Below are 23,057 nucleotides of genomic sequence, written 5' to 3'. Positions count from 1 at the left end.
CCTTCCGCGGCCCGCGGATCGGCCGCCCCGCACGGGAAACGAACGATCGCCCCCGATAGTTCGCGATGTGAGACGACGGTTACCCTGCTGGGATGAGCGAGTCCCTGAGTGCCGAGCCGTCGGATTCCGGACCCGACATCCACACCACGGCCGGGAAGCTGGCCGACCTGGAGCGCCGCCTGGGCGAGGCGGCCCACGCGGGTTCGGCGCGCGCCGTCGAGAAGCAGCACGCCGCGGGGAAGATGACCGCCAGGGAGCGGGTGCTCGCCCTCCTCGACGAGGGCAGCTTCGTGGAGTTCGACAAGCTCGCCAGGCACCGGTCCACGAGCTTCGGCCTGGAGCGCGAGCGGCCGTACGGCGACGGGGTCGTGACCGGGTACGGCACGGTCGACGACCGCCCGGTGGCGGTCTTCGCCCAGGACTTCACCGTCTTCGGCGGCTCCCTGGGCGAGGTCTTCGGCGAGAAGATCGTCAAGGTCATGGACCACGCGCTGAAGACCGGCTGCCCGGTGATCGGGATCAACGACTCCGGAGGGGCGCGCATCCAGGAGGGCGTCGTCTCGCTGGGCCTTTACGCCGAGATCTTCAAGCGGAACGTCCACGCCTCCGGGGTGATCCCGCAGATCTCGCTGGTCATGGGCCCCTGCGCGGGCGGCGCCGTCTACTCCCCCGCGCTCACCGACTTCGTGCTGATGGTGTCGGAGAAGTCGCACATGTTCATCACCGGCCCCGACGTGATCAGGACGGTCACCGGCGAGGAGGTGACGTTCGAGGAACTCGGCGGGGCGCACACGCACAACTCCCGCTCGGGCGTGGCCCACTACGAGGCGTCCGACGAGGCCGACTGCCTGGAGTTCGCCAGGGCGCTGCTGTCCTACCTGCCGTCCAACAACATGGACGACGCCCCGGCGTTCGACGCCGATCCGCCGCTGGAGACCACCGACTCCGACCGCGAGCTCGACACGCTGATCCCCGACTCGGCGAACCAGCCCTACGACATGCACGCGGTCCTCGAACACGTCCTCGACGACGGCGAATTCCTGGAGGTGCACGCGCAATTCGCGCCCAACATCCTCGTGGGTTTCGGGCGGGTCGAGGGACGCTCGGTGGGGATCGTCGCCAACCAGCCGATGAGTTTCGCCGGCACGCTGGACATCTCGGCCTCCGAGAAAGCCGCGAGATTCGTCCGTACGTGCGACGCCTTTAACATTCCCGTACTGACATTCGTCGACGTCCCGGGATTCCTGCCGGGCACCGACCAGGAATGGAACGGGATCATCCGGCGCGGCGCCAAACTGCTCTACGCCTACGCGGAGGCGACCGTGCCCCTCGTCACGGTCATCACCCGCAAGGCGTACGGCGGGGCGTACGACGTCATGGGGTCCAAGCACCTTGGCGCCGACGTCAACCTGGCCTGGCCGACCGCGCAGATCGCGGTGATGGGCGCGCAGGGCGCGGTCAACATCCTCTACCGGCGCGAGCTCGCCGCGGCCGAGGATCCGGACTCCCAGCGGGCCAGGTTCGTCGCCGAGTACGAGGACACGCTCGCCAACCCGTATCTCGCGGCCGAACGTGGGTATGTGGACGCCGTGATCCGCCCTTCCGACACCCGGGTCCAGATCGTCAAGGCGCTGCGGACCCTGCGCGACAAGCGCGCGACCCTGCCCCCGAAGAAGCACGGGAACATCCCGCTGTGAGACATCTGAAGATCATTAAAGGGGACGCCTCCCCCGAGGAGATCGCCGCGGTGGTGATCGCCCTCTCGACACGTGCCGTACCGGCGAGTTCGGCGTCGAAAGCCCCGCAGACGTCGAAATCCTGGAGCAATCACTCACATCGCATGCGAAAAGCACTTCCTACCGGACAAGGCGCGTGGCGATCCAGTGCGCTGCCGAGATAGATCCCGGGAACAGGGTGTCAAGTTGCACGAGAGTTGGGACCATCTAAGAAATGGGCGCATATAGTCAGCCGATCAGCTAGTTCCGAGGCCTGGAGGACGACATGACCATCCTGGACCTCACGTCGCATCCCATCGCCGCGAAGTACGCCGTCCTGGTCGACGTCGGCTATCTCTACGCGGCGGCCGGCGAGGTGCTCCTGAGTGCCAAGGAGCGCAAGGAGTACCGGGTGGCGGCGGACGAGCTGATCCAGGCGTTGCAGAAGCACGCGGAGGAGCGCATCCACGGGGAGCTGCTCCGGATCTACTGGTACGACGCCGCCCGCGACCGGGTGCCGACCGTGGACCAGCGGGTCATCGCCCAGCTGCCCTGGGTCAAGGTGCGCCTGGGCAACCTGAACGCGCGGGGCCAGCAGAAGGGCGTGGACGCGCAGATAAGGAGCGACCTGGAGGCGCTGGCCAGGCACCACGCGGTGAGCGACACGATCCTGCTCGCCGGGGACGAGGACATGGTCCCCGCCGTCGAGGCCGCCCAGGCGTACGGGGTGCGGATCCACCTGTGGGGGGTGGAGCCCCCCTACGGCACCAACCAGGCCGAGCGCCTGGTCTGGGAGTCCGACACCGTCGAGATCATCAGCGCCGACTTCCTGCGGTCCTTCTTCAGCCGCGCCCCCGCGCCGGTGCCGGTGCCGGTCCCGCCGATCGCCCCCTCTCCCGCCCAGGTCTTCGCCGGGCGCACCGCCGCCAAGCCCAAGGCGCCGGTGGGCCAGGTCACCAAGCTGGGCCCGAGCCGCCCGCGCGTCGAGGAGGTCGGCGAGCACGTGGCCCAGAAGTGGATCCTCACCCGTGGCCGCGACAACATCCGCGACCTGCTGCCGGGGCCGATCCTGCCCACGGTGATCGACACCGAGCTGCTCATCGAGGCGGAGAAGGAGCTGGGCCACTCCCTGCGCCCGTATCCCGAGGCACGCGTCTGGCTCCGCGACGGATTCTGGGCCCGCGTCTACCGGGAGTTCGAGATCGGGGTCGGCGTCTCCTCAAAGTGACGCCACCGATCCTCCGGGGACGCCTTACCGGGGGTTCCGGGGACGCCTTACCGGGGGTTCCGGGGACGCCTTACCGGGGGTTCCGGGGACGCCTTACCGGGGGTGACGTCTCCCCCGTGCGGGCCCTCCTCGGGGGCCGGTCACCCCGGCCGCACGACCGCCACGGCCACGTCCGATTCCCGCCAGCCGTACCCCGTGCGCCGCGGGTAGCGTCGTCGGCGTGTCCGTGAAAGAGCTCGACTTCGACTCCTGTTACCGCGCGGTGGCCGCGAGGGACGCCCGGTTCGACGGGCGGTTCTACACGGCGGTCACCTCCACCCGCATCTACTGCCGGCCGATCTGCCCGGCACGCACCCCGTCCACCCGCAACGTGCGGTTCTACCGCCACGCGGCCTCCGCCGAGGCGGCCGGGTTCCGGCCGTGCAAGCGCTGCCGGCCGGAGCTGAGCCCCGGCGACCCCGGCTGGGACCACCGGGGCGACCTGGTCGGCCGGGCACTGCGGCTGATCGACGAGGGCGTGGCGGACGACGGCGGGATGACCCGGCTCGCCGAGCGGCTGCACATCACCGGACGGCACCTGCACCGGCTGTTCACCACGGAGATCGGCGTGGGTCCGCTCGCCGTGGCCAGGACCAAGCGCCTGCTGCTGGCCAAGCAGTTGCTCACCGAGACCGGGCTGCCGATCGTCGACGTGGCGTTCGCGTCGGGCTTCGGCAGCGTCCGGCAGTTCAACGCGACCATGAAGGACACCTACGGCTTCACCCCCGGCGAGCTGCGGGCGACGACGGGCGGCAAGCCCGGGATGTGCGGCGACGCCCTCACCCTGCGGCTGCACCGCAGGGAGCCGTACGACGCCGCGATCCTGATGCGGTTCCTGGGGGCGCGCGCGATCCCCGGGCTGGAGAGGGCGGACGACACCTCCTACAGCCGGGCCGTCCCCGGCGGCACGATCACCCTCACCCCCGGGCCCGGCCACGTGAGGCTGGACGTGAGCGTCGACGACACCCGCCACCTGGCCAGGATCGTCGCCCGCTGCCGCCGCCTCCTCGACCTCGACGCGGACCCCGAGGCCATCTCCTCCGCCCTCGGCGCGACCTCGCTGGCGCCGCTCGTCGCCGCCCGCCCGGGACTGCGCGTGCCCGGCGCCTGGGACGGTTTCGAGGTGGCCGTCCGCGCGGTGGTCGGCCAGCAGATCTCCGTCGCGGGCGCCCGCACCATCCTCGGCCGCGTCGCGGCCAGGGCCGGGCGCCCCACCGGCGGGCAGGAGCTGACCCACCTGTTCCCGTCCGCGGAGGAGCTCGCCGAGGCCGATCTCGACGGGCTCGGCCTGACCGGGCGGCGGGTGGCGACGCTGAGGGCGCTCGCCGTAAGCGTGGCGGGTGGCCAGATCGACCTGGACGGCGCGCAGGAGCCCGCGGAGGCGGTCGCCGGGCTGCTGGAGGTCCCCGGGATCGGGCCGTGGACCTCCGGCTACATCGCGCTGCGGGCGCTGCGCGACCCGGACGCCTGGCCCGGTGGAGACCTCGGCCTGCGGCGGGCCATGGCCTGCCTGGGCATCCCCGAAGATCACATCGAGCGGTGGCGCCCGTGGCGGGCGTACGCCGCGCTGCACCTTTGGAGCTCGGAATGATAGAGGCACAGGTTCTCGACACCCCGGCCGGCCCGCTGGCCATGCTCGCCCGCGAGGGCGTGCTGCTGGCGGCGGGCTTCACCACCACGGGTCCGGAGGAGATGTTCGCCCGGCTCTCCCCCGAGCTGCGCGCCGAGGGGCTCACCCTCACCGGCGACCTGGGCCGGCCGGCGCGGGCGGTACGCGACTATCTGGACGGCGACCTGACCGCCCTCGACGCGGTGCCGGTGGAGCAGCCGGGCACGCCCACGCGGCAGCGGCTGCTCACCGCCCTGCGCCAGGTGCCCGCGGGCGTCACGATCAGCTACGCCGAGCTCGCCGAGCGGGCCGGGCTGCCCAGGACCGCGGCGAGGGCCGCCGGTTCCGCCTGCGCGCGGAACCTGATCGCGCCGTTCGTCCCCTGTCACCGCATTTTGCCGTCCACCGGCGGGTTCGGCGGCTACTACTACGGCACCCCGGTCAAGCGGTGGCTGCTCACCCACGAGGGCGCACCGGCCGCCGAACGGCTCAGGACCGGGGAGGAGAGCCGCTGACCGATCCTCCCGGCCGTCCCCCGCGCCTCACCGCGGCCGGTCACGGGCGCGTGACCGGCCCGGACGGCTAGCCGGTCTTCCTGACCGTGCTCTGCACCTCGCCCACCGGGACGTCGCGGGTGGCCCCGACCTCGACCGGGTCGTAGGCGAAGGGCACTACATCGTCCTCGATGTCGATCTCCCAGACCGAGGTGACCTCCAGCACGTAGACGCCGCGCGGCTGGTCGATCGAGGCCCGTTTGTAGCTCACACCGCAGGTGAAGTCGGCACCCTTCCTGTACGGGGTGCCCTTCAGGCCGCACCCCTTGGTCTCGACCGTCGCCCGGTCGTCGGTGGTGCCCGAGTCGATCTCGAGGTTCGTGAGGTTGGCGGTCACGGTGGCGCTCATCACCCCGGGCAGCGTCGCGGTCACGGACCTGGTGGTCTCGCCGGCACCGTCCAGCCAGACCCAGGTCGGCAGGTTGACGTAGCTCTTGGCGTCCGGGTTGAGCTCGATCTTCGGCTCGGGCACGGTCAGCGCGGCGCGGGCGATCTCGACGAGCTCGGCGATGGTGATCCCGTTGGGCGGCGTGGTGTTCGGGGGCGCGAAGACGTAGGGCTCGGCGAGCCCCGCCGCGCACGCCATCCCCGCCGGGTCCGCGGAGTTGTAGGCGCGCTGCCACCAGGTGCCCTCCTGGCCGATCCGCGCCTCGAACGGCTCCAGCGCCTCCTTGCGCCTCTCCCACTCCTGGCCGGGAAGGGCGTCGGGGAGCGCCTCGATCTGCGAGTCCAGCATGTCGGCGGCGTTGCCCCGAGGTTCGTACCAGCAGGGACGCTTGATCCGGTAGCCGTCGCTCTTGCCGCTGAGCCCGGTCCCCGTGACGACGATCTGGGAGTCCTTCAGCGTGACCCCGGCCTCCCGGCCGCGCTGGTGGCCTTCACCGATCGGTCCTCCGGTGTCAGGGGGGGCGAACATCAGCAGCCCCGCGACGATCACGTTTCCGATCATCAAACACCTCCGGGGTGGGGACCGGGCCTCGGCCTCGGGGAGACAGTCATCTGAGACAGCCCTTCGCGCGCTCGTCTGGGAGCTTCGCGTGGCGGAAGAGCCGGATGCGCCAGCCCCCGTCGTCGCCCCGCCCCATCGCGGCGGCCTGCAGGAAGGGCTTCCTGGTCCACTCGGGCTGCCTGGCGACCGGCTTGCCGGTGGCGGCGTCGAGGAGCCGCATCTTCGACTCGTCGACGCAGACGTCCAGCTGCGCCCCCCGGTCGTCGCCCGAGCCGCTGACCGCGCTGACGTTCGGCGCGTACAGCCGGGCGGTCCCCCGCACCGACCTGCGCCGGTCGAGGAAGGCCCGCACCCAGGAGGACGCGTCGCCGGCCGCGTCGTGCTCGACCACGTCGAGGTAGCCGGTGTCGCGGCCCTCACTCGTGACCGCCCTGAAGGCCCCGGCGAAGTAGTCGCGGAGAACCTCGATCATCGCGGTCGTGTCCGCGTCGGGGGCGGCGGGCCACTCGACCACCACCCGCACCCCCGGCGCGACCTTGACCGTCTCCACCCACGGCGCCGCCGCCCGCGCCGGATCCGCCGGGGAGGGGGGCGCGGAGGCACCGGCCTCCTGCGGGGAGGTGTCGGCGGGCAGATCCGCGGGAGTGAACGGCTGAGCCTCCGACGGGGCACAGCCCGCCGACGCGACAAGGGCCAGGACCAGCGCGATCACGACACGCACACCGATCACGCTAGGAGCGACCATCCGCCGGGACCACCGATATGCACGATTCGGCATGACTCCCCTCTCACCCCCCTCGACCTTCTCGCCCCCCTCGGCCTCCGCGTGCCTCCTCGCCGCGCGCCCGCTCACGCCGCGGCCCCTTGGCGTTCGGGCGCACCGGCCTGGGCCGTCATGCCGTCGGGGCCGAGCGCATCCGCCACGAGGGCAGCAGCTCGTCGATGAGGGCCTCGGTCTCGGGGGCCATCCCGCCGCCGTAGGGGTGGGAGGCGGCCCGCCGGTGCAGGGCGTCGACCACGGCGCGCAGGCGGACGGGGTCGGCGGTGAGGTGGGTGGCCCGCAGCAGGTCGCGCCAGAGCCCCTCGTCGTCCGCGGCCAGCAGCAGCCCGGCGCGCACCGCCGCCACGGCCTGGTCGGTCTCGCCGCGGGCCAGCCGCACCTCGCAGAGCCGGTGCGCGGCGTCCGCGACGCTCGCGGTCACGTTGTACTCCAGGTCGTCGGCGGCGAGCCAGGCGTAGCGGCCACGCGGGCGGCCGTTCAGCAGCGGGCCCCGTACCAGGCTCAGTGCCCTGTCGAGGAGCGCGGGACGTCCGGCGGGTTCGGCGTGCGACCGGCGGACGAGGTCGCGGAAGAGCATCCAGTCGCTGCGCACCTCGGGACCGAACCGGAGCCGCCCGGACTCGTCGGCGTAGAGGTTGGGCCGTCCCTGGCTGTCGGTGCCCATCCAGGCGACGACCCTGGCGATCGTGGCGTCCCTGACCACCGGCTGCACGCCCCTCGGCCAGAGGATGCCGCCGAGCACCACGGGGTGGACGCCGCCGGGGTGCGTCGCCAGGTAGACGGCCATCTCGACGGCGATCACGGCCCGCCCCTCCTCCATGGGCGGCGGGCCGACGACCTCGGCGGGACCGAGGACGCGCACCTCGACCGAGGGCGTGTCCGTGACGGGCTCCGGCTCGTCGGAGAGCGGCTCGCCCTCCAGCCGCTCGGTCGCCAGGAACAGGTCGATCAGCGCCCGGTACTGGCGGCGGGGCAGCAGCTGCGCGGCCACGTCGAAGCCGAGCGCGTCCACCTCGGCGCGGCCCTCCTGGGTGATCGTCCAGTTCCAGGTGGCGTGCGGCACCTCGCCCGCGATGACGTATCCGGCGGCCGTCCTCACACCCTTCCTGGCGAGCAGCGCCAGCCGCCGGCCCTCCTCGGGGGTGGGGGCGATCGCGGACAGCAGGTAGTGCGGCGCGCAGACCGGGTCGGCCGCGCGCCCGTGGATCCGGCCGGTGAGCACCTCACCGCCGTGGGCGCCGCGCCCCCCGGCCCCGGCCTCCAGCTCGGGCAGGATCTCCGCCAGGGAGCCCACGTACCTGATCCGGTCGGAGGCGATCACGGTCAGCTCCTCGCCGAAGCCGACGAGGGTGACGCGCATCCGGTCCGACCAGCGGTTGGTGGCCAGCTCCACGGCGAGCGCGGCGAGGGCGGCGGTGGCCTGCGGGCCGCTGATGCTGATCGGCCCGTGGGCGGCCTCCAGGTCGACGAGCACCCGGCCCTCGCCGTTGGAACCGAGCGAGACCAGCCCCGGGTACGGGGCGGGCGCGTCGGCGAGCGCCCGCTCGTCGATCATCCGGCCCTCGTGCGCGGGAAGCCGCCAGACCTGGCCGCCGTCGTGGGCGGTCCAGGGCGCGGGCGCGTCGGGGTCGGGCGGGTGGATCCACAGGTCGAGGGTCTGCGGCGACAGGTGGGCGGCGTAGATCGTGGGCGGGACGCGGTTCTCGGCGGCGAGGGACCTGCCGAGGAGCCGGAGCCCGATGTCGAGCATCCGGCTGCCGGGGGCGTCGGCGCCGAGCCTGAGCGCGAGCTCGGCCTGGGCGGCGTCGTCCCTGGGCCGGGTGATCCGGCGCCCGAACGCCCGGTGCCAGAGCTGCCGCCTGCGCCTGCGCCCGAGCGCCGCCAGCAGCCCCGCCGCCGCGAGCGAGGCCCCCGCCAGGTAGTCGAGCGTCCCCAGCCCGGCGTCCTGCCCGCTGTCCGCGCTGTCGGTGGGGTCCACCGCCACCGGGTCCCGCCGCTCCACCTGGCCGGGGTCCTGCCGCCCGCTGTCGGGCACGGTGTCGGGTACGGCCCGCGGGGGGCGCTCGGCGGGTGCCGGGTCGCGGGAGGTGTCCTGGCGCGACCGGTCCGGGCCGCTCTCCCTCGTCCCTTCGGCACCGGCCCTCTCGCCCGCCCTCTCGCCGGACCGGTCACCGGCCCTGTCCCGGGAGCCGGAGACCTCGGGCGCGGGCTCCGCCGGAAGGTCCGCGCGGCCGGGGGTGAAGGTCTGGGTGCGGCCGTCCAGCTCCACCGGCTTGTCCGGGTGGTCCTTGAGGGTGTCGTCGCGCGGCTGGGAGGCCGGGACGAGGTGGATGTTGCGCGCGTCGTCTGGCATGTCCAGGACCCAGCCCGGCCTGATCAGGTCGGCCATGTGGAGGCGGCTGCCGTCGGGCTGCTCCTTGTGCTGGTTGAGGCGGTAGATCTCCGGATACCGGCGCCCGTCGCCGAGGCACTTCTCCGCGATCTCCCACAGGCTCTCGTGGTGGCGCCCGTGCGGCGGTTGCACCACGTACACCTTCTTGGCCTTCCGCACCGGCTCCAGTTCGGCCCGCTCACCGGCGGCCGGGCCGGAGGTCGAGGAGAGCCCGGTGGAGACGACGCTGGGACCGGAGGGCGGCAGGCTGGTCAGCTTCGCGATCGGCAGGGCCACCGCCGAGACGGTGAACAGCAGCATGGCCGCCGAGACCAGCCGGTTGGCGAACATCTGCGTGCCGCCGGAGAACGGCACCCTGGCCGGCATGCCGACCCGGCGCAGCCCGGCGTAGATCTCGACCAGCACGCAGACGACCAGCTGCAGCCACGCGAGCCAGACCAGCAGCACGAGGATCGCGACGATCGTGCTCGTGCCCACCTGGCTGGTCAGCAGGTCGAGGTTGAGCAGCTCGGGCGGGAGCGGCGGCCCGGCCAGCCGGAACAGGGCGTAGGGGACCCCCGCGATGAGCGCGACCAGGACGATCAGCGCGCCGAGGCCCGCCAGCAGGTCTCCCGGTGTGCGCCTGGCCTTGATGCGCGTGGGCTGTCGCGTGGGCATTCGTCTCCCTCCCCGTCCAGATTCGTCCTCGGTCAACCGGTGGGCCAGCGATTCACGGCAATTGGTCTTCCCCGATGTCCGGCCCGGCCGTGGCCTCGGCCTCCATCTCCGAGCCGGGGAAGCCGAAGGCGGCCAGGAAGAACGCCTTCCAGGTGACGGAGACGCTCACGGTGACCTCGGCCTGACCGCCGCCGAGCGCGCATTCCGTGAGCTGTACGTCGCCGCCGCCGTGGGCGGAGACGATCTCCTCGGCCGGGGCGCAGGTCTCCCCCTCCCCCAGCAGCCTGGCCTGGCCGGTGGCGCGCAGGTGCTCGACGTCGATCTGGTCGGCGGCGGCCCTGGCGGCCTGCTCCGCGACGTCGGCCGCGCGCAGCCGGGCGTTGATCGCCGCCCCTCCGTCGACGAGCAGCCCGGCCAGCAGGAACACCACCACCGAGAAGATCACCGTGAAGATCGACATCGATCCCCGCTCCCGCTGCCGCCCCTCCCCCCCGGCCGGGCGCGCGGGACGTCCGGACGCCCGGCACACCACCGGTGGACGTACGAGCCTCCGCCACGCCATGGGCACCCGCACGGATCTCCGCCACGTGGCCTGCGGGCGCACGGACCTCCTCCTCGACGGGGAGCGCACAGGTCTTCTCCATCTCGCGGGCGGGCGTACGAGGCTCCGGTGCGCCCGATGCGCCCGGGTCTCCGGAGAGGGCGGATCCACGGGCTTCACTCCTCGACCCTCCGGAACTGCTCCAGCGGGACCACCGAGTCGCCCTTCATCTCCTTGGCCGCGCCGAAGCCCAGAAACTCCAGGTCCAGGGAGCAGGTCACCTCGGCGTGGACCCGGCCGCCCTCCTCCCAGGTCGTACCGGACAGGCTGACCTCAGGCTCGCACTCGCCCGACAGGGCGCCGCGGGCCGCCTCGTCCGCCGCGGTCTCGGCGTCGGACAGGGTGCGCTCGACGGAGGCGGCCCTGGCGGCGTCCCTGGCGGCGCCGTTGACCTCCCCCTGGGCCTCCACCACCCTTCCCGCGCCCACCAGGAACAGCAGGAACAGCAGGAAGACCGGGGCGAGCAGCACCGTCTCGGCGCTGAGCGACCCGCGGTCGCCGCCGGTCTCGGAGATCAAGGGGATCACTCGCACCCTTCGCTCCCGTCGTCGGGCCGGAAGCACTCGATGGGACCGCCGAAGCGCGCGGTGACGGTGAACGTGGTGGACGGCAGCAGCGGGACGACCTGGACCGCCGAGGCGGTCACCTCGACACCCCGCAGGTCGCCCTCCTCCCAGGCCGTGACCGTGGCGCCTTCGAGGAGCTTCGGCCCCACGGTCCGGATCAGCTCCTGGGCGCGGGACTCGGCGTCCTGCCGCCAGGACTCGGTGTCGACCCGGGCGAGCCGGGCCCCCTCCCTCGCCGCGGCGTCGGCGATCTGGCGTCCGTGGAACCAGAGGGCGGTCTGCACGATGAGCAGGATGACGACCAGCACCACCGGCATGATGATCGCCAGTTCGACGACCGTGGCACCGCGCTCGCCGCCACGGCCTCCGGCGCCGGGGCGCCCGCCGCGCCTCGGTCTCCCCGCCCGGTCGCGTCCGCCGTCCCTCCGCCGGTCCTCCCGGTCCTCCCGGTCCTCCCGGTTCTTTCGGTGCTCCCGGCACTCCCGGTGCTCCCGGTGCTCCCGGTCGCGGTACCGCGAGCGATCACGGGTCGCCAAGTTCGCCGCCCCCGCCCCCGCCGCCCCCGCCTCCGCCGAACTGGTTGGAGATCTCGGCCTGCTTCCCCTCGACGAGGGTCTTGATGAGGGTGGCGAGTCCGAGCGCCACCCCGGCGATGATGGCCGTGATGATGACCCATTCGACGGCGGAGGCTCCCCGGGTGGGGGCGCTGCGCGCCTTCTCGATCCGGACGCTCAGAACGGCGGCCGCGTAGACGATCCACGGATGGCTCAGCATGGTCAGGACCCCAACATCTTCATAGCGGCCGGGAAACTTAGAAAGATCACGAAGCCCGCGCAGAGCAGGAGCTGGGCGACGAGCATCGACTGGGAGCGCTCGCCCGCCTGCCCCTCGATCTCGGCGAGCTCCCGGCGCCGCATGGTCGCGGCGCGGGCGGTGAGGGAGGAGCGGACCTTGGCTCCGTCATCGGCGACGAGCCCGAGCGCGGCGGACAGGTCGCGCAGCTCGTCGACGTTGATCTCGTCACCGAGCTGGCCGAGGGCCTGCCAGGGGGTGATGCCGACGATCCTGGCGTTGCCGAGCGCCTCGCGGATGCGGGACATCGCCCAGTTGGCCCCCTCCTCGTCGGGACCCGGGGTGCCCACGGAGACCGCCATCATCAGTGCCTCGGGCACCCCACGCCCGCCCGCCAGGTTCATCGCGACGAGGTCGAGGAAGGAGCCGACGACGTGCCGGAAGTCGCGGCGCATCCGCGCGGCGTCCCGCTTGACCTGCAGGTCGGGCAGGACGAAGAAGACCCCGGCGACCACGAGCGCCGCCCACAGCGGGACGGTGAGGGAGAGGCCCCACCCCATCAGCACCAGCCAGCCGACCAGCAGCGGGAACGCCAGCAGGCCGGAGACCGCCAACAGAACCTTGGTGGCGAGGAAACCCTCGAACGACCTGCCGAGCAGGGCGAGGTCGGCCCTGGCCGAGCGTGCCTCCCAGCCCCTGGCGGCGTAGAAGCGGGCCATCCGCTCGCCCAGGCCGCGCCGGAACGCGCTGACCTCCTCGTCGGGCAGGATGAGCCGGGCCCGGGGCGCGTCGGTGCCCTCCCTGGCGGCGTCGAGGGCGAGCAGTCGCGTCACCAGCCCGGGGCGCGCCGGGAACAACGCCCGCAGCAGCAGGAACAGACCTATCCCGAGCACCGATCCGGCGAGCAGCGCCTCAGTCATCGCGTACCTCACCTCCGGAGGGCAGGCCGAGCAGGCGGGCGGGCTTGTCGAAGCGGGCCAGGCGGCGCATCCAGGCGAACCCGGCGCCGAAGAGCCCGGCGACCACCACGAGCACGGCCTGGCCGAGCGCGTTGTCGTACTCCTCGACGTAGGAGGGGTTGAACACGACGAGCATCACGGCGAAGGCGACGGCCGTGCCGACCACGATCTGCACGCTGCGGCGGGTGGAGCGGCGCTCGGCCTCGACCCGGCGGCGCATGTCGAGCTCCTCGCGCGCCGACACGGCCAGCGCGCCGAGGACGTCGCGCAGACCGGGGCCGCGCAGCTTGGAGTTGAGGATGAGGGCGGCCACGACCAGGTCGGCGGAGGGGTCGTCGAGCTCGTCGGCGAACAGCCTGAGCGCGTCGGGCAGCGCCATCCTGGTGTGCAGGCGGTCGACCATGGACCGCAGGTGCGGGCGGAGCGTGGGGGCGGCCGCCCGGATCGAGGACGGGATCGCCTGCTCCAGCCCGGCCGCTCCGGCGATGGTGTCGCGGAGCGACTCGGTCCAGGCGGCCAGGGCCTCCAGCCGCCGCATCGCGGTCCGTTCCTCCGCGGCGCCGCCGGACAGGCCCCGCCAGGCCACGGCGAGGAGCACGGCTCCCACCGCCATGACCGGCCACCCGGTCACCACGAGCACGACCACCCCGACGATCGCCCCCACCGCGGTCCGGGTGGACAGGGCGCGCAGGAACTCGCGCCTGCCCGCCGTCCTGCCGGGGGCTGACGGCTTGACGGGCACCCCGTACAGGGAGAGGAAGAGCAGGAAGAGCCCGGCGCCGAGCGCGAGGCCGGAGAGCAGCACGAGCGGGTCGAACAGGCCCGGCGGGAAGGTCATGCCCAGCCTCCCGGGTCGTAGCCGAAGTGGGCCAGCTCCTCCAGGCACGACAGCGGCGCGTGCGGCACCACCCGGCCGTCGGGCGCCATCGCGAACACCTCGGAGGAGAGCACCCGGCCGTCCACCCCGGCCACCTCGCGCACGCTCGACACGAAGCGGCGCAGCCTGCCGCCCACCGCGTAGTCGTTGCGCTTCTCGATGAACACCACGAAGTCGATCGCGCCCGCGATGAGCATGTGGGTGGCCTCGATCGGCAGGCGCTCGGTGGCCTGGAGCGCGTAGGTGGCGATGCGGTTGAAGACCTCCATCGAGGAGTTGGCGTGGATGGTCGACAGCGAGCCGTCGTTGCCCTGGGTCATCGCGTTGAGCATGGTGACGATCTCGTCGCCGAGGACCTCGCCGACGATCACCCGGGACGGGTTCATCCGCAGGGAGCGGCGGACCAGCTCCGCCATGGTGATCTCGCCCTGGCCCTCGGAGTTGGGGAGCCGCTGCTCGAAGGCGACCACGTTGGGATGGAGCTCGGGAAACTGGTCGAGGCCGAGTTCCAGGGCGCGCTCGACGGTGATGAGCCGCTCGGACGGCGGAATCTCGTTGGCGAGGGCGCGCAACAGGGTCGTTTTCCCGGCGTTCGTCGAACCGGAAATCATGATGTTCTTCCTCGCCGCCACCGCGGCCGAGAGAAAACGCCCCAATTCCGGAGTCAGGCTGCCGTTTCCCACGAGATCGGTGAGAAACACCTTGCCCAGCCGGGAACGGCGGATGGAGATGGACGGGCGCACCGTCACGTCCATCACGGCCGAGAGACGGGAGCCGTCGGGAAGGCGCAGGTCGAGCTGGGGGTTGGCGGTGTCGAACGGCCTGCTGGACAGGCCGCTGTAGGCGGCGAGGATCTGGATCAGCTCGACCAGCTCCTCGTCGGACTCGGCCACCGGTTCGCGCATGAGCTCCTGGCCGTCGGCGTAGCCGACGAACACCCGGTCGCAGCCGTTGATGTCGATGTTCTCGACCTCGGGGTCGTCGAGCAGCGGCTGGAGGCGGCCGACACCGAACAGGGCCGCGTGGATCCCCGCGGCCAGCGCCTCCTCCTCCTCGGCGGTGGGCGGCGTCCTGCCGACGCCGATCTCGCCGCGGGCGAACTCCTCCAGGATCTGGGCGATCAGGGCGCGGGCGAACTGGCGCTCGTCCTCGCCGGTCATCGGCGGCAGGCCGCTGGCCTGGTCGAGGCGACGCTGGTGGGCGAGCCGGTCGCCGACGTCCTGCCGGAAGCGCTTGACCAGCGTGTGGTCGATGGTCACGGCCTCGCCCCGCCCGACGGCTCGGCGGGCAGGCGGGCGGCCTGCTCCCGGGCGCGGAAGGCCGACTCCGCCGACTCCTGGGCACGGAGCTGGGCGTCGAGACGGCCGCCCAGCTCCCTGGCGGTGCGGATCAGCAGGGAGCGGTCCAGGCGCCCGCCCCACTGGCCGCGCAGCAGCTCCGCGCCCTTGGGGTCGTGCGCGAGCCCGCTCACGAAGGCGACGTGCCTGCCGGTGCCCGCGACGATCCGGCGCACCTCGTCGATGGTCGTGCGGTACTGGCGGGGGTCGGCGATCACGACCACGCCCACCTGGGGCTCGCGCGGCATGACCTGCAGGCGCTCGCGCAGGTGGGCGACGTGGTCGAGGCTCGCCCTGGTGAACAGCACGACCAGCGAGGCCTCGGTGGTCAGCTCGGCGAGCTGGGGGTGCCCGCCGAGGCGCCCGCAGTCGGCCAGCACGTCGGCGTCGGGCAGCGTGGCCAGCGCCCGGCCGAGCGGGCCCCAGAGCCAGGTGAGCCCGGACGCCTGCTCGCCGTGGGTGAGCCCGGCCAGCACGTCCAGGCCGCCGATGATCTTCTGGGTGTGCTCGTGGATCTGGTCGGGGTGCAGGCCCCGGCGGGCCATGGCGCCCAGGGTGAGCAGGCCCCTGGCGGGGTTGAGCACGCCGCCGTCGGCTGCGGGCAGGCGGTAGGCGAGGTCGCCGCCCGCCGGGTCGCACTCGGCGAGCAGCACCGGGCGCGGCCAGATCGCGCCGAGCGCGGTCGCCGCCGTGGTCACGCCGGGTGCGCCCTTGTCGGCGGCCAGCACGATGAGCGCCACGTCAGCGCGCTCCCGGCAGCTCGGCGAGGGCGATCTCGCCACTGGAGGCGTACGCGACGATCTCCGGCGAGATGGAACTGTCCACGATGATGGTGACCAGGCCGTTCGCCCCGGTCCTGCCCGGCGTGCCGATCTGGTGGACCAGGGCGCTCTGCGCCAGCACCCGGCTCTCCCGGTCGGCGCCGGTCCCCCTGCTCGGCACGTGGACGACCTGGACCCGGTCCCCGCGCTCCAGGGTGCCCGGTGTCTGGCCCGGTTTGAGCGACAGGCCGACCTGCGCCTTGCCGGGACCGAGCTCCCTGCTGGCGGAGACCACCATGTCGCGGGTGAGGAGCGTGCCGGGGATGAGGGTGACGCGGGCGAAGTTCTCGGTGACGCGGGCGCGCTGGGACCAGGCGACGTAGCCGATGCCGGTGTCGGCGATCTGGACCTCCCTCAGCATCGCCTCGGTGAAGGGCTGCCCGGCGCCGACCTGCTGGGCGATGGCGATCGCCGAGACGCGGTCGCCGCTGCGCAGGACGAGCAGCGTGGTGGCGAGGGCGCCGCCCAGGATGAGGAGGACGGCGAGGGCGGCGAGGGCTGGTTTGCGCTCGCGTGGGGGCACGGGAAGTTTGCGCGACGCCGGGCCCGACAGGGTGCCCGCCGACGTCGGGCGCTCGGCGTTGACCGGGACACGGCCCGTTGGCTTCTCACTGGTCCTCATGGGTAGGGGGACTCCCAGAGTGATCAAAAATATGGGGAACTACTGGTCGAATTTACGCCATTATGCGCACCATGCCGACGGGCTGTCGGACAAAAGCCAGGACCCATGCTCGTTTGATAGGAACACGTCTGTCAACGCCACTTCAGAAGAAAATGGCCGTTTGGCTAGATGACGGGAGACTTATCTGGGTGATAAGGACGGTAATTAACTCTCGTACCAATCACCCCACCTTTTTCACCCCTCATTCACGTGTCCGGCTCCAGCCGCCTCCACCCGCCCCTCGCCTGTCCTCTCATCTCCTTCGCTCGCCCTTCGCCCGTCGTCTTCGCGCGCGGCTCCCGCCCTGTCGCCGAAGGAGCGGGCCGCCACCGAAGGAGCGGGCCGGCGACGTCCGGGATGCCGATCGCACTCGCACCGGTCCCGGACCGACCCTGGGCCGGCCCGGATCGGAACCCGCCGTTCCGCCTCGTTCTCCGAACAGGTTTTCCACAGCCTTGTGTCACGAACAGGTCACCGCCCACAAGCCCTCGCATCGCCGAATGCCCACCTGGGGCGGCATAACCGGTCAACACCCCCGGATAGTTATCCACAGGTTTTGCTGTTTTCCACATACCGGTCGCGATCCGTGACATTGCCGCGAACACTCTCTCGGGGACGGTTTTCACTCTGTACGGTGGATCCGGGGCCTGACCCGAGGAGAGCGGCGATGCGGATCATGCTCACCGTGCTCAACGAGCACGCCGACCGCGATGTCGTGGTCGAGGGCGACGAGACGACCACGGTGGCGAGACTCGCGGAGTCCCTGGCGGGCCAGGGAGGCGAGCGGCCGAGCAACGTGGTGCGGCTGACGCGCAGCAAGGCCCCGTACGGGCTGGACCGCGACTCCGCCGGGGCCGAGCCCCCGACGCTCTGGATGGACGGCCGCCCCCTCGACCCCGACGCCCCCGCGCTCGGCCTGCTCCGCGACGGCGACCTCGTCACCCTCGACCGCTCCCTCGCGGTGGCCACGCTCGCCGAGGAGCCCGGCGGGATCGTGGAGATCCGGGTGGTCGGCGGGCCCGCGGCCGGATCGGTGCACCGCCTCAGCCTGGGGGTGCACACCATCGGCTCCGACCCCGCCTGCTCGGTGCCCGTGGCCGACCCCCGGCTGCCCGCGCGGGCCGCGGTGGTGCGGCTCACCCCGGACGCCATCACCGTGGAGCCCGGGGAGGGCACGCCCCCCCTGCTGGACCGCGACCCCCTGGAGGGTCCGCTGCCCTGGCCCGAGCACGCCCTGCTGAGCTGCGGCGGGACCGTGCTCACCCTCAAGGCGGTGGAGCCGCCCGACGCCCACCTGGACGCGCAGCCCGACGGGGGACTGGCCTACAACCGGCCGCCCAGGTTCCGGCCGCCGGGCGGCGCGCGGCGCTTCGAGGTCCCGGCCGAGCCCAAGCGGGCCGAGACCATGCGGCTGCAACTGCTCACCGCGTTCCTGCCCGCCGCGCTGGGGGTGGGCATGTGCATCGCCCTCAAGTCGTGGTACTTCCTGCTGTTCGCGTTCATGACGCCACTGATCATGATCGGCCAGTGGTGGAGCGACAGGCGGCACGGCCGCAAGCAGTACCGCCAGCAGGTCAAGGAGTACAAGCAGCGGCTGAAGGTCTTCGAGGCGGCCGTGGAGCGCGCCCGCGCCGACGACGAGACCGCCCGCCGCGCCGCCGCGCCCGACCCCGCCGAGGTGCTGCTCACCGTGACCGGCCCCCGGCGGCGGCTCTGGGAACGGCGCGACCACGACCCCGACGCGCTGCGGCTGCGGGTCGGTCTGGCCGACCTCCCCGCCGACCTGGAGTTCGCCGCCGAGCGCTCCGCGCCGATCGACGCCCCGCTGCCCGCCCCGCCCACCTGCCAGGCGGTGCCGGTGGCGCTCGCCATGCGCCGCCTGGGCGTCGCCGGCCTGACCGGGCCCAGGAACACGGCGGCCGGGGTGGCGCGCTGGCTGGTCGGCCAGGCCGCCGCCCTGCACAGCCCGCGCGACCTCGCGATCGTCGTCCTGTCCGCGCACGGCGACGGCGAGGAGCGCTGGAACTGGGTCCGCTGGCTGCCGCACTGCGCCCCGCGCGGCGGCGAGGACTGCGTGGCCCTGGTCGGCGCCGACCCGGAGGCCGCGGCCCGCCGGGTGAGCGAGCTCGCCGCGCTGATCGACGAGCGCCTCGGCGACGACGCCGCCGCGGGCCCCGCGGCCAAGCTGGGCCGCGTCCCGGCGGGCTGGGGCGACCTGGGCGGAGCCACGGGCACGGGCGCCGAGCAGCCGTACGCCGCCCCCGTCTACGACGAGCGCCCCTACGACGTGCTGGTCGTGCTCGACGGCGCGCAGGTGCTGCGCGCCCTGCCGGGCATGCCCCAGGTGCTGCGCCAGGGCCCCAGGGCGGGCGTCTACACCCTGGCGATCGACGGCGACCAGCGGCTGCTGCCCGAGGAGTGCGCGACCGTCGCCGCCGTGGAGGCCGACGGCACGGTACGGCTGCGCGGTGGCGGCCTGGACGACCTCGGGGAGATCCTGGCCGACCAGGTGACGTCCGCCTGGTGCGACCGGCTGGCCCGCTCGATGGCGCCGATCCGCGACGTCAGCCGCGACGACGCCGGGCTCGCCCTGCCGGACTCCGCGCGGCTGCTGGACCTGCTGGAGCTGCCGTCGGTCTCCGGCGCGGCTCTGGCCAAGCGCTGGGGCCGGGCCACCGAGGCCGTGGTGGGAGCGGGCCCCGAGGGGCCGTTCTCCGTCGACCTGCGCACGGACGGGCCGCACGCGCTCATCGCGGGCACCACGGGCGCGGGCAAGTCGGAGCTGCTGCAGACCCTGATCTGCTCGCTCGCGGTGGCCAACCGGCCGGACGAGATGACGTTCGTGCTGATCGACTACAAGGGCGGCGCCGCGTTCAAGGAGTGCGTGCGGCTGCCGCACACGGTGGGCATGGTCAGCGACCTCGACGGCCACCTGACCCAGCGGGCGCTGGCCTCGCTCGCCGCGGAGATCCGCCGCCGCGAGCGCCTGCTGCTCGCCGTGGGGGCGAAGGACATCGAGGACTACCACGAGCTGCGCGACGCCCGCACGGCCCGCGCCTCCCGCGACCTGCTCGTCGCCGGGAGCGGCCGGCAGGTCAAGCCGCTGCGCGGGCGTGCCGCATCGGCGAGCGCGTCCCTGGAGCCCCCGGCCCCGCTGCCCCGGCTGGTGCTGGTCATCGACGAGTTCGCGGCCATGGTCAGCGAGCTGCCCGACTTCATGACCGGGCTGGTCGACATCGCGAGGCGGGGACGCTCGCTCGGCATCCACCTCATCCTCGCCACCCAGCGGCCCGGCGGCGTGGTGACCGCCGACATCCAGGCCAACACCTCCCTGCGGATCGCCCTGCGGGTCACCGAGGCGTCGGAGTCGGCCGACGTCATCGGCCGCCCCGACGCCTCGTACATCCCCAAGTCCGCTCCCGGCCGGTGCTATGTGAAGTCGGGCGCGGGGGCGGCGACGGCGGTGCAGACCGCGCGGATCGGCGGCCGTAGCCCCGGCGCCTCGGGCGGCGAGGTGAGGGTACGGGTGACGGAGGTCGGCTGGCAGGCCCTGGGGCACCCCCGGCCGGTCCACGCCGGAGCCGAGAGCGGCCACGTCACCGACCTGTCCATACTCGCCGACGCCCTGGTCGAGGCGGCCCGCCTCGCCGGGATCGCCGAGCAGCCGAGTCCCTGGCTCGAACCGCTTCCCGACCTCGTGACCGTCCCCGTCCTCCCGGCGACGCCCGTGCTGCCCGGTGACGCGCCCGGCGGGCTGCCGTACCGGGCGGGGGCCGAGGAGGTGCCGCCGCTCGCCTTCGGGATCACCGACCTGCCCTGGGCGCAGGACCGGCGGGCGCTCGCGCTCGACCTCGCCCACGGGGGGCACCTGCTCGTCGCGGGCGCCTCGCGCAGCGGGCGGTCCACCGCGCTGCGCACGCTGGCGGGGGCGATCGCCGCCGGAGCCTCCCCCGACGACGTGCACGTGCACGCGATCGACTGCGGCTCGGGCTCGCTGCTGCCGCTGGTGGCGATGCCGCACTGCGGGGCGGTGGTGACCCGCGACCAGCTCGACCGGGTGGAGCGGCTGCTGACCCGGCTGCGCGCGGAGGTGGGGCGGCGCCAGCAGCTCCTCGCCGAGGCCGGGTACGCCTCGCTGGCCGAGCTGCGCGCCGCCACGGACGGTCCGCGGCTGCCGTGGCTGGTCCTGATGCTCGACCGGTGGGAGGGGTTCGTCGCCGCGTTCGAGGCGTACGACTACGGGCGGCTGATCGAGTCGCTGATGCAGCTGCTGCGCGAGGGACCCGCGGTCGGGCTGCGGGCCGTGGTGACCGGCGACAGGTCCGCGCTGATCGGGCAGATCTCCACGGTCTTCGACGACCGGCTGATCCTGCGGCTGGCCGACCCCTCCGACTACGGCCTGGCCGGGCTGCCCGTCAAGGACCTGCCGGCGACCCTCGCGCCGGGCCGCGCGCTGTCGACCGGCGAGCACGGCACGACCGAGAGCCAGATCGCGCTGCTCTGCGACGACCCGTCGGGACCGGCTCAGGTCGCCGCGCTCCAGGCGCTGGCCCGCTCGGCTCCGGAGATCACCGCCGACCCGCCGCTGCGGGTGGACGCGCTGCCGATGCGCGTCACCGCGGCGCAGGTCCTGGACCTGGTGCCCTCCTTCCGGCCCCCGTCCCCGCTGTGGGCGCTGCTCGGCGCCGGGGGCGACTCGCTGGCGCCGCTCGGCGTCGACCTGCTCGCCCACGGCCCCGCCGCGGTCGTCGCGGGCCCGCCCAGGTCGGGCAGGTCCACGGCGCTGCTCACCGCAACCCACTCGCTGCTCTCCCACGGCACCCCGACGGTCCTCGTCACCCCCCGGCGCAGCCCGCTGTGCACGCTGGTGGACACCCCGGGCGTGCTGGCCGTGCTGGACGCGGGCGGCGACCTGCACGAGGCCGTCGCGGGCCAGGACCGCTACGTCGTGATCGTCGACGACGCGGAGCTGATCTCCGCGGACTCCCCCCTGGGCACCGCGCTGGAGCAGGTGCTGCGGAGCGGCAGGGACGGCGAGCACGGCATGATCGTCGGTGGCACCACCGGGGACCTGACCACCGCCTACCGGGGGTTCGCGGCCGAGGCCCGCAAGGGCCGCACGGGCCTGCTGCTGTCGGTCCAGAGCCCCGCCGACGGAGACCTGTTCACCGTCCGCCTGCCGCGCGGCGCGGTCGGCGGTCCTCCCGGCCGCGGCCTGCTGGTGACCCTGGGCTCGGTGGTCCCCGTCCAGGCCGCCGTCACATGAGGGCCACATGAGCACATGAGGGCCACATGAGACCCATCACCCACCACATGAGGGACGACGTCATGTAAGGCCACCGTCACGTGAGGGCCGCTTCCCCTGCCCACGCGAGCCGCCCACGCCCGTCCTGTGCGCGCCGTCCTGTGCGCCCCGTCTGTGCGCGCCGTCTGTGCGCGCCGTCTGTGCGCGCCGTACGCCTTGTGCGTCCGCGCCTTGTACACGTGCGCTCCGTACCGCCCGCCCCGCCCGTGCCGTCAATGGGAAAACGCCCCGGCCCTTAAGGGGCGGGGCGTTTCGGCGGACCGTTTCCTATCGGGTGGCGGACTCGATATTGCCGCGATAGGTGTTGATGACCCGGGAGGCCTCGGCGAGCTCCTCGGACATGCGCTGGAAAGCGGCCCGGTAGTTCTGCCAGGCCTCGCTGAAACGCTGGGCACCGGGCCCCGTCCAGGCGGTGCCGACCTTCGCGGCCTCCCGGTCGAGGGCGGCCACGGTGGCCCTGACCTGGTCGGCCTGCTGGGTGAACTGGGTGGCCATCTGCTGCATTTCCGCGGGATTGCCGCCGAGCAAGTTCTGGCTCATGCCAGTCTCCTTTGGATCGGTGTCGAGAGGGAGTCGCCAAACGAAATCACGATAGGCGTAAGGATCACATAGGTATCCGGGTTATGCCGAGCGGCTATGGACGTTCCCTGAGTCGCCGAGAGGCTAAACGTTCTCCATTGTCTTGATTTTTGGTAATTCAGGGGCTGGAGACGGACGGGTGACAGGTCTCCCGCGTTCCTCGCGATCGGTCAGAGGGCGGGCCCCTCCCTCACGATCGGAGGCGAGGAACCCGCTCCCCCTCCACGATCAAAGGACGCCTACACTCCGTTGAAGGCCCGCCAGTCCTCCGTCCGCACGTACTGGCCACGTACTGAAGGGAACGACGTCGGTGCACAAGGTCCTGATCGCCAACCGTGGTGAGATCGCGGTGCGGATCGCCCGCGCCTGCAAGGACGCCGGGCTGGCCAGCGTCGCCGTCTACGCCGACCAGGACCTGGACGCGCTCCATGTCCGGGTCGCGGACGAGGCCCGCGCGCTCGGTGGCCAGACCCCCGCGGAGACCTACCTCGACGTCGACAAGCTGCTGGCCGTCGCCGCCGAGGCCGGGGCCGACGCCGTGCACCCCGGCTACGGCTTCCTGGCGGAGAACGCCGGGTTCGCCCAGGCCGTGATCGACGCGGGGCTCACCTGGATCGGGCCTCCCCCGGCCGCGA

The 23,057-nt window shown here is 73.1% G+C and carries 20 protein-coding genes; 7 read left to right on the top strand and 13 right to left on the bottom strand.

Translation table 11 applies throughout. From position 1 onward, the window contains the following. The first annotated feature begins 92 nt into the window (after positions 1–92). The 5 genes from ACFFRH_RS07020 (at position 93) to ACFFRH_RS07000 (ending at position 5,106) form a co-directional block, all read left to right on the top strand. Positions 93–1,697, top strand: coding sequence for an acyl-CoA carboxylase subunit beta (locus tag ACFFRH_RS07020; RefSeq protein ID WP_344747445.1), 1,605 nt, complete (start codon positions 93–95; stop codon positions 1,695–1,697). Then, on the top strand, positions 1,694–1,900 hold the full coding sequence (locus ACFFRH_RS07015; protein ID WP_344747446.1) for an acyl-CoA carboxylase subunit epsilon: 207 nt from the start codon (positions 1,694–1,696) through the stop codon (positions 1,898–1,900). Before ACFFRH_RS07020 ends, ACFFRH_RS07015 begins: the two co-directional genes overlap by 4 nt. A gap of 101 nt (positions 1,901–2,001) precedes the next feature. Further along, complete coding sequence (locus ACFFRH_RS07010; protein ID WP_344747447.1) at positions 2,002–2,943, top strand: NYN domain-containing protein; 942 nt, start codon at positions 2,002–2,004, stop codon at positions 2,941–2,943. A 220-nt stretch (positions 2,944–3,163) separates the two neighbouring features. Further along, positions 3,164–4,573, top strand: coding sequence for an AlkA N-terminal domain-containing protein (locus ACFFRH_RS07005; RefSeq protein ID WP_344747448.1), 1,410 nt, complete (start codon positions 3,164–3,166; stop codon positions 4,571–4,573). Then, on the top strand, positions 4,570–5,106 hold the full coding sequence (locus tag ACFFRH_RS07000) for a methylated-DNA--[protein]-cysteine S-methyltransferase (protein WP_344747449.1): 537 nt from the start codon (positions 4,570–4,572) through the stop codon (positions 5,104–5,106). Before ACFFRH_RS07005 ends, ACFFRH_RS07000 begins: the two co-directional genes overlap by 4 nt. A gap of 67 nt (positions 5,107–5,173) precedes the next feature. Here the strand turns inward: ACFFRH_RS07000 and ACFFRH_RS06995 are convergent, their stop codons facing one another. From ACFFRH_RS06995 to ACFFRH_RS06940, 12 genes are all read right to left on the bottom strand, one after another. Beyond that, positions 5,174–6,094 (bottom strand): hypothetical protein, encoded by a 921-nt coding sequence (locus ACFFRH_RS06995; protein ID WP_344747450.1) that lies wholly within the window; start codon positions 6,092–6,094, stop codon positions 5,174–5,176. 46 nt (positions 6,095–6,140) lie between these two features. Beyond that, positions 6,141–6,815 (bottom strand): hypothetical protein, encoded by a 675-nt coding sequence (locus ACFFRH_RS06990; RefSeq protein ID WP_386155131.1) that lies wholly within the window; start codon positions 6,813–6,815, stop codon positions 6,141–6,143. A gap of 172 nt (positions 6,816–6,987) precedes the next feature. Then, complete coding sequence (locus ACFFRH_RS06985; RefSeq protein WP_386155128.1) at positions 6,988–9,924, bottom strand: BTAD domain-containing putative transcriptional regulator; 2,937 nt, start codon at positions 9,922–9,924, stop codon at positions 6,988–6,990. 52 nt (positions 9,925–9,976) lie between these two features. Beyond that, entirely contained in the window at positions 9,977–10,384 is a 408-nt protein-coding gene (locus ACFFRH_RS06980) for a pilus assembly protein TadG-related protein (protein ID WP_386155125.1), read from the bottom strand. 257 nt (positions 10,385–10,641) lie between these two features. Next, on the bottom strand, positions 10,642–11,058 hold the full coding sequence (locus tag ACFFRH_RS06975; RefSeq protein ID WP_344750275.1) for a TadE/TadG family type IV pilus assembly protein: 417 nt from the start codon (positions 11,056–11,058) through the stop codon (positions 10,642–10,644). Beyond that, entirely contained in the window at positions 11,049–11,627 is a 579-nt protein-coding gene (locus ACFFRH_RS06970) for a TadE/TadG family type IV pilus assembly protein (protein ID WP_344750274.1), read from the bottom strand. The genes ACFFRH_RS06975 and ACFFRH_RS06970 overlap by 10 nt, the downstream gene beginning before the upstream one ends. After that, positions 11,614–11,865, bottom strand: coding sequence for a hypothetical protein (locus tag ACFFRH_RS06965; protein ID WP_344750273.1), 252 nt, complete (start codon positions 11,863–11,865; stop codon positions 11,614–11,616). The genes ACFFRH_RS06970 and ACFFRH_RS06965 overlap by 14 nt, the downstream gene beginning before the upstream one ends. 2 nt (positions 11,866–11,867) lie before the next feature. Beyond that, positions 11,868–12,803 carry a type II secretion system F family protein gene (locus tag ACFFRH_RS06960; RefSeq protein WP_344750272.1) on the bottom strand — a complete coding sequence of 312 codons (936 nt, stop codon included), beginning with the start codon at positions 12,801–12,803 and terminating at the stop codon, positions 11,868–11,870. Further along, a complete protein-coding gene (locus ACFFRH_RS06955) occupies positions 12,796–13,680 on the bottom strand; it encodes a type II secretion system F family protein (RefSeq protein WP_344750271.1) in 885 nt (294 codons plus the stop codon). Before ACFFRH_RS06955 ends, ACFFRH_RS06960 begins: the two co-directional genes overlap by 8 nt. Beyond that, positions 13,677–14,978 (bottom strand): TadA family conjugal transfer-associated ATPase, encoded by a 1,302-nt coding sequence (locus ACFFRH_RS06950; RefSeq protein ID WP_344750270.1) that lies wholly within the window; start codon positions 14,976–14,978, stop codon positions 13,677–13,679. The genes ACFFRH_RS06955 and ACFFRH_RS06950 overlap by 4 nt, the downstream gene beginning before the upstream one ends. Then, a complete protein-coding gene (locus ACFFRH_RS06945; protein ID WP_344750269.1) occupies positions 14,975–15,796 on the bottom strand; it encodes a CpaE/TadZ family protein in 822 nt (273 codons plus the stop codon). The genes ACFFRH_RS06950 and ACFFRH_RS06945 overlap by 4 nt, the downstream gene beginning before the upstream one ends. Position 15,797: 1 nt before the next feature. Continuing rightward, positions 15,798–16,499, bottom strand: coding sequence for a CpaB family protein (locus ACFFRH_RS06940; RefSeq protein ID WP_344750268.1), 702 nt, complete (start codon positions 16,497–16,499; stop codon positions 15,798–15,800). 706 nt (positions 16,500–17,205) lie between these two features. On the opposite strand from ACFFRH_RS06940, the gene ACFFRH_RS06935 reads away from it, so the two are divergent. Next, positions 17,206–21,804, top strand: a complete 4,599-nt coding sequence (locus tag ACFFRH_RS06935) for a type VII secretion EssC family protein (protein ID WP_386155116.1) — start codon at positions 17,206–17,208, stop codon at positions 21,802–21,804. A 306-nt stretch (positions 21,805–22,110) separates the two neighbouring features. On the opposite strand, the gene ACFFRH_RS06930 is transcribed toward ACFFRH_RS06935, so the two are convergent. Then, positions 22,111–22,383, bottom strand: coding sequence for a WXG100 family type VII secretion target (locus ACFFRH_RS06930; RefSeq protein ID WP_329090315.1), 273 nt, complete (start codon positions 22,381–22,383; stop codon positions 22,111–22,113). 349 nt (positions 22,384–22,732) lie between these two features. On the opposite strand from ACFFRH_RS06930, the gene ACFFRH_RS06925 reads away from it, so the two are divergent. Continuing rightward, a partial coding sequence (locus ACFFRH_RS06925; RefSeq protein WP_386155112.1) for a biotin carboxylase N-terminal domain-containing protein occupies positions 22,733–23,057 on the top strand: 325 nt, incomplete at its 3' end.

Source organism: Streptosporangium vulgare (genome assembly GCF_042428775.1).
Lineage (GTDB): Bacteria > Actinomycetota > Actinomycetes > Streptosporangiales > Streptosporangiaceae > Streptosporangium > Streptosporangium vulgare.
The sequence above is the reverse complement of the archived record's forward strand: the minus strand, read 5'-3'. Positions and strand labels throughout refer to the sequence as shown.